The organism is Coriobacteriia bacterium (assembly GCA_013334745.1).
In the GTDB taxonomy this organism is placed as follows: Bacteria; Actinomycetota; Coriobacteriia; order Anaerosomatales; family JAAXUF01; genus JAAXWY01.
In genome coordinates, this window is sequence record JAAXWY010000012.1 from 48,600 (window position 1) to 55,272 (window position 6,673).

At 68.2% G+C, this 6,673-nt stretch carries 8 protein-coding genes; 4 read left to right on the forward strand and 4 right to left on the reverse strand.

The features are described from left to right. Positions 1-21: 21 nt before the first annotated feature. From HGB10_05055 to HGB10_05070, 4 genes are all read right to left on the reverse strand, one after another. Positions 22-807 carry a MerR family transcriptional regulator gene (locus HGB10_05055; protein NTU71170.1) on the reverse strand — a complete coding sequence of 262 codons (786 nt, stop codon included), beginning with the start codon at positions 805-807 and terminating at the stop codon, positions 22-24. Between the two features lie 66 nt (positions 808-873). Beyond that, complete coding sequence (locus tag HGB10_05060; GenBank protein NTU71171.1) at positions 874-3,099, reverse strand: hypothetical protein; 2,226 nt, start codon at positions 3,097-3,099, stop codon at positions 874-876. Further along, positions 3,096-3,500 carry a hypothetical protein gene (locus HGB10_05065; protein ID NTU71172.1) on the reverse strand — a complete coding sequence of 135 codons (405 nt, stop codon included), beginning with the start codon at positions 3,498-3,500 and terminating at the stop codon, positions 3,096-3,098. The genes HGB10_05060 and HGB10_05065 overlap by 4 nt, the downstream gene beginning before the upstream one ends. Positions 3,501-3,564: 64 nt before the next feature. Next, positions 3,565-4,359: a DUF1295 domain-containing protein gene (locus tag HGB10_05070; protein NTU71173.1), complete on the reverse strand. Its 795-nt coding sequence runs from the start codon at positions 4,357-4,359 to the stop codon at positions 3,565-3,567. Between the two features lie 134 nt (positions 4,360-4,493). Between HGB10_05070 and HGB10_05075 the strand changes: the two genes are divergently transcribed. The 4 genes from HGB10_05075 to HGB10_05090 all read left to right on the forward strand — a co-directional run. After that, positions 4,494-5,417 (forward strand): DUF4350 domain-containing protein, encoded by a 924-nt coding sequence (locus HGB10_05075; protein NTU71174.1) that lies wholly within the window; start codon positions 4,494-4,496, stop codon positions 5,415-5,417. A 64-nt stretch (positions 5,418-5,481) separates the two neighbouring features. After that, a complete protein-coding gene (locus HGB10_05080; protein NTU71175.1) occupies positions 5,482-5,874 on the forward strand; it encodes a hypothetical protein in 393 nt (130 codons plus the stop codon). A 9-nt stretch (positions 5,875-5,883) separates the two neighbouring features. Further along, the gene (locus HGB10_05085; protein NTU71176.1) at positions 5,884-6,438 is read left to right on the forward strand and encodes a GNAT family N-acetyltransferase; all 555 of its coding nucleotides are present in this window, start codon (positions 5,884-5,886) and stop codon (positions 6,436-6,438) included. Between the two features lie 62 nt (positions 6,439-6,500). Further along, a partial coding sequence (locus tag HGB10_05090; GenBank protein ID NTU71177.1) for an ATP-binding cassette domain-containing protein occupies positions 6,501-6,673 on the forward strand: 173 nt, incomplete at its 3' end.

Sequence of the window (6,673 nt, forward strand, 5' to 3'; positions counted from 1 at the left end):
GTGACCCGCGCGACGCCAGGTCTACTCGCTGGCGCCGCCCGCATTCGCTGCCACGAGCGCAACCACCGCCGCGTACTTGTATGCTGCGAGCCCCGCGCGCGGCTTGTCGATGTTCTTCGTGAAGCGCGGGTCGTTGACCCAGATGGCGGCCATGTTCCCGTAGAACTCGACCGGCAGGTCGTAGAACCACTTCGAGATGTGCTCGCGATGGTCCTCCGCGAGTGCCATCGCCTCGGGTGAATCGGCGGCCACGCCGGCGTCCATGAGCGCGATGAACGCGTTCGTGTTCGCTAGGTCCTCCGCCTTGATCAGTTCCCACTCGGCGCGACCGTAGCGCTTCGTGCGCGCGGCCGACTGCTTGTACGCATCGGTCTCGCCCCAGCGCTCCTGCACCTCGTCCTCGTACTCGGCCGGATCGAACCCGTCGAACAGCTCACCGAACATCTTGGACGCCTCGTCCTTGGTCATCTCGATCCCTTCTCCCATCTCCAGCAGCCGCAGATCGATCGCGTCGATCGCGACTTCGGTTCGCCGCACCTTCTCGGCGAGGAGGTTGCGTTGCGCTTTGAGCGCCTTGGCCCGGTCGAACGTGGGGTCCGAGAGGATCTCGGCGATGTCGGGCAGCGCGAAGCCCAGCTCCCGGAAGAGCAGGATCTGCTGCAGCCGCTCGAGGTCATCGACCGAGTAGAGCCGGTAGCCCGCATCCGAGCGCGCGCTTGGCGCGAGCAGCCCGATCTCGTCGTAGTGGTGCAGCGTTCGAACGCTCACGCGTGTGAGCTTTGAGACTTCACCGACAGTCCATGACATCTCGCATCGCCTCCTTCCGAGAAGGAGCGTAAACCCTCACGTTGCGTGAGGGTCAAGAGGAGGGTGTCAGGGAGTCTGCTGGGATTGGCGCCGGAGCACGATCACGAACGCCGGCCCTATGCCGGCGAGCAGCATCAGCGCGGGCATCACGGTGCCGGAGTCCTCGGTTGCCCACGCGACGAGGCCGCCAACGATGATGCCCACGACGGCCTTGCCGTAGGCGGGGGTCTCGGCCAAGCCGGCACGCAGCGGGCGTCCCGGCGCAAACCGCAGCGCGACGAGAGCCGCCGCCATCGCGAGCGCGACCCACGTGAACGTCGTGCGCGTGAGCAGCCCCAGGTTGTTGGCGAGTTTGCGGCGCACGAGCTCGGCGGTCCCGGAGATGTCGCCTTGCAAGATGCCGCCTGCGAAGCGCGCGAGGTGGCTTCCGCCGCTCTTGGCCTGCAGCAGATCGATCGCCGAGAACGCCGCGACCACGACCACCACCGCTCCCAACGTGACCGCGGCAGAACGCCAGGTGAGCCGGATGCCGTTCATCGCCGCCCATGCGATGCAGTACGCGACCACGCCCCAGACGGCGGCGCCGGCGTTCGCGCCCGCGAACGGGGCGGCGGCGGTCACGACGACGATGCTGCCAACCACGGGGATGCCGAACCGCCGGACAGCGCCCGCGAACCGCTCGGGCACGCAGTCGGCAGCGAGCGCGAGTGCCGCGATCGACGAGCCCACGAGGATCGCCGCACCCTCGTTGCCGATGCCGTAGTAGCGCCAGCCCGCGGCGATCGAGTACGAGAAGATGCCCGACTCGAACGGGTTGCCCGTCCACTGGTCGAGTGCGATCGCGAACGAGGTGAGCGTGGTGAGGAAGAGCGCGGCAGCCGGCGCGCGGCTCGGCCACAGGGCGCGAACCCCGAACGCGGCTGCGACGATCAACGCCGTTGCGACGATGAACGCGTGCAATGCGCCCGCATCGTTTATCGGCCACGGGCGGACCACCAGCATGAGCCAGCCGGCGGGCATCGCCGCGAGCACCACGATCAGAGCGGCCTCGCCGGCGAACGCAGCGCGACGCATCGGGTACGCGATCAGCAGCGTCGCGAGCGCGATGGCGGCGATCGCGGCGTAGCAGAACCAGCGCGCGAGCCATGCGTCGCGCAGTCGGTCGATCGTGCCCACCGAGGCGTCGATCAGCGCGTAGCGCGCGATGCGCTCGTCAACCGACGTCGCATCCGCGCGTGAGGTGAGCGGCCGGCCGAGCATCTGTGCGGGCACCTCGACGCCCAGCGCCGCGAGCACCGTGGGGCCGATATCGAGGTTCGTGGCCAGTCCTGCTCGGCGGGTGGAGGCAGAGAGAATTTCGCCCGAGAAGCCGCCGCCTGCAAGGATGAGCGGCCCGAACTCAGGCGCCTTGTACCACTCCTTATTGGTCGCGACCGGCACGATCGCGAGCATCACTCCGTCGCCGGCACCCTGCGCGACCAGCAGCGAGAGCTCCCCGACGAGGTCGTCGAGTTTGGTCACCGCCGCAGCGTGATTGGCGCGGTAAGCGTCGGGCGTGGCGCTCGCGTCATGCGCGCGCGACAGGTCGCTGGTGTCCACGACGATCAGCCCGGGCGCGCCGGTGAGCGCGGACGCGACGTCCGAGACGAGTGCGCGGGTGTCGGTTCGAAGCCCGAACGGTGCCGAGGCGTCGGCCACCTGCGAGTCGCCGAAACGTACGTTCACGGTGCCACTGCCGTCGGTCGCGATGAGCTCGGCCGGGCGCAACCGCCCCGAAGCCACCGTCGAGGTGTCGGAGGCGCCCGCCGCGACGGTGCGCAGACCGGCACCCTGCAGCGCATCACCGAGCAGCCCGAGCGTGGGAGGCGACAGCGAGTCCGCGTTCGCCTCGCGCGCGCGGTCGAGAGAGGCGGCGTCGATCGGGCCGCCGGTGGGACCGGTCGCCCAGCGACCGGCCGAGATGGTGAGGGCGCCGCCCGCGTACGTGGGCCAGCCCGTGTCGGCCGACCTCGCGTTCAGGCTGCCCAGGGCCGCTGACTCGAGGAGCTTGTGGATGGCGGGGGTCTTCTCGGCGGTGAGATCGGACCACGAGAGGTACGGCGCGAGCACGACGATGACCGTGCGGGCGCGGGCAGGCGAGGCATCGGGCGTGGCGCTTGCCGCTGTGGAGGCGAAGGCCGTCGCGGGCGAGAGCGCGGCGAGCGCGATGTAGAACGCAACCGCACATGCGAGTGCTCGGGCTGCCGCAGTCACACGGCGATCACGCGCCGGCGTGTCGACGCCTGCGATCACGCGAAGGCCGTGGTCGCCAACTCCACGATCGCGCCGCGAATCGCGAACGTGGACATCCAGTGCTCAAGGGCGTCCGGCTCGATGTGCTCGGCCATGTCGTCGAGCATCTCGAAGGTGGCGACGTGCACGGCGCCGTTGTCGTCTTCCTTGAGGCCATCGGAGAGCCGCTCAACGAACTCCTTGGCCTCGGGGTCATCCGAGAAGTACTCGATCATCACCTCGCGAAGCACGATGGCCGTAGCGGTGACGTACTCGCCGAGCTCGGGGTTGTCGGTGCCACGCTCGGTGTCCTGTTCGTAGGACACCTTGATGAGGCCCATGAAGTCCGCGAGCGGACCGTCGAATCTGAGATTGTCGTCGTCGTCTCTTTGCCACGGCATATCGAGAAGGTCCTCTCTCATGGGCGCTCCGCGTTCGAGCGTCGCGGTCAAACTCACTCTATCACCGAGCCGCGCGCAGTCCGCCTCAGTCGCGCTTGGGCGGCAGCGGCACGAACGCACTGGTCCTCGCCTTGTACGCCTCCCACGCCGGCTCGCCCGCGTGGCGCTGCTCGACCATCGGGATGCCTGACACGAACACGAGCAGCCACGTGATGATCATCGGGCTGATGAACCCGATCCACCCCAGCGGAACACCCGCCGAGAGGATCGCGAACCCGAGCCAGATCATCGATTCGCCGAAGTAGTTGGGGTGGCGGCTCCATCCCCATAGCCCCTGGTCCATCACGCGCCCGCGCGTCTCACGCGGCTGCGCGAGGAAGGCCGCGAGCTGCCGGTCGGCGGTCGACTCGATGGCGAAGCCTGCGAACGTCACGGCGAGCCCCGCGATGACGAACGGCAGTGAGGGGGCGACGGCCGAGGTCGCGATGAGGACCACCGGAGCAATCACCAGCAGCATGAAGAACGCCTGCAGCAGGAAGACCTGAAGGTAGGAGCGCAGCTTCACGTACTTCCACTCGGCGCGCCACGCTGCGTAGCGGGCGTCCTCGCCACGGCCCGGAGCGAAGTCCCGGCGCGCGACGTGCCACGCGAGGCGCAGCCCCCACACGCTTACGAGCGCGGCCAGCGGCAGAGCATGCGGCGCGGCAAACGGCTGCAGCGCGAGCCACCAGGCGACGAGCGTCGGCCCGAGGCCCCACGCGATGTCGGCGATGTCGTTTCGGCGCATCACGAGCGCGAGCACGTACCACGCGGTCGCGTACACGAACAGGAACAGGGCGCAACGCCCGAAGACGTACGCGATGACCATGAGTTCTGCCACGACGGTCCCTTCACCGATTGTCGACTCGGCAAGCATCTCACGCCCGCGCGCGTCGTGCGTGGCCGAGCGTGCTACCGTATCGGTGTTTCTCTGCCCGCAAACCGCACTCGCGACACCACCGAAAGGACCGTTCCGTGTCCAAGAAGTCCCTCGCCCTCCTGATCTCGATACCGGTCGTGCTCGCAATCGCCGTCCTCGGCTATGCGATCTACGTGTCCGTTCAGATTCGCACCGGCGGATACGCCGAGAAGCCCGCCGAGGATTCGTCGACCGCCACCACTCTGCCGATGAACCCTTCCGCCCCGATGATCGTCGCCGAGACGCTCGAGCCGACCGGCTCGCGTTCCAAGCGCGGCACGATCGTCTTCGACATGTCGCACAACGAGGTCTTCGGGCCGCAGGATGCCAGCGAACTCGGGCAGTCGAAGGCCGTCGAACGCATGCGCAATGCCGGCTACGCGGTCAAGGTGATCACGAAGCCCATCGACAAGAAGACGCTGTCCGAAGACGTCGCTGCGGTGTTCCTGCCCGGACCCATGGTTCCGCTCTCCGATGAGGAGCGCACGGTCCTCGACGACTTCGTCGGGCGCGGTGGCACGATGATCATGACGATCCACGTGCCGTTCCCCGTCATGGGTACGCCCGCACGCTACGGGCTGCCGGTCGGCACCGGAGTCATGGTCGATCCGCGTCTCGACGGCAACCAGGGCTACTGGGCGACCGACAAGGTCATCGCCGACCCGGTCACCGAGGGCGTCAAGATGCTGAGCGTCGCGTCCGGTTGGCCCGTCGGTCTCGAGAAGTCCGACATCGCCGATCCCCGCATCATCATCGAGGCGCCCGCCGAGGTCGTGGTCGACCAGAACAACGACCAGAAGTTCGACAAGAAGGATCCGCAGCCGCCGTACGGCGTGGTGGGCGTCGCGACGATCGGCTCGGGACGCGTGGTGGTTCTCGGAGACGATGCGATCTTCGCCAACATCGCCATCGACACCAACGACAACGCACGACTGCTCGACAACCTGCTCGAACTGATCGCCGCCCCCAAGCCCGCGTAGCGATTCGCGTTGCTCGGCGGCTTTGCTCGGGAACGTACTAACCGAGAAGGAAGGTGGGACCACAATGGTCACTCGTGAAGAGATTCTCGCGACCAAGGACGAATGGCTCGCGCGCAAGGATGAGATCCGCGATCGGTTCGTCGAGCGCATCGACGACCCGGCGGTCGACGCCGCCATCGGGCTTTCGCTCGTGGGAGCCGGGCTGGGCGCCGTCATCATGAACCTGATTCGCGGCAAGCGCGGGGCGTGGCCGTACCTGCTGCCGGCGGTCTTCATCCTCGGCGGAATCGCGGTCATCAGCGGCGGCGCGGTCAGCCGTCGTTCGGACCGCATAGCGACCGCAAGCGAGGTCATGCGCGAGCAGCTCGCCGGGCTCGACCCGATTGCACGCGCGCAGGTCCTCAAGGACGTCGCCTCCGAGTCGTTCGCTCCGCTCATCCATCGCAGCGCGGAGTAGCGGGGACGCATGCCGGGCGCGTGGGAGACCAATAGGCTGCTGCTGCGTGAGCTCGGACCCGAGCATGCCGCGCCTGTGCGCGCGTACGGGCTGCGCTCGCTCGAGTACCACTTCCCGTGGGATCCCACGCGGCCTGCCGACTACTGGCAGTTGCCCGTGGTCGCCGAGCGGTTGCGCGGCCAGATCGAGGAGGGCCGGCGCGGCATGTCGCTGTGTCTGTTCCTGTCGCCCAAGACCGACCCGGGCGTCGTCATCGGTGCGGTCAACACCCGCAACATCATCCGGGGCGCATTGCAGTCGGCACACGTGGGCTATGCGCTCGCTCCCGACGCGGTCGGTCAGGGCTTCATGACCGAGGCGGTGCGGGGTGTGGTGGGCATCGCCTTCGGGGAACTCGGCCTACACCGGCTCGAGATCAACGTGATGCCGCACAACGAGCGGTCGCTGGGCGTCGCCGAGCGAGCCGGGTTCTCCCGGGAGGGCTACTCGCCGCGCTACCTGCGCATCAACGGCCGGTGGGAAGACCACGTCCGCTACGCGCGGATCAACGAGGCGGCGCTGTGAGCGACGACGTGAGCACGGAGTCGTTGGCGCCGCCCCTGCTCGAGCTGCGTGGCGCAGTCGTCATGCGGGACGGACGAGCGATCCTCTCGGTGGACGAGTTCCGCATCGACGCCGGCGAGCGGCTGGTGGTCTTGGGCCCCAACGGCGCGGGCAAGTCGACGCTCATCAAGCTGCTGACCAAAGAGGTGCTGCCGCTGTGGGCCGACCCGCCGCCGGTGCGCTTCCTCGGCGAGCC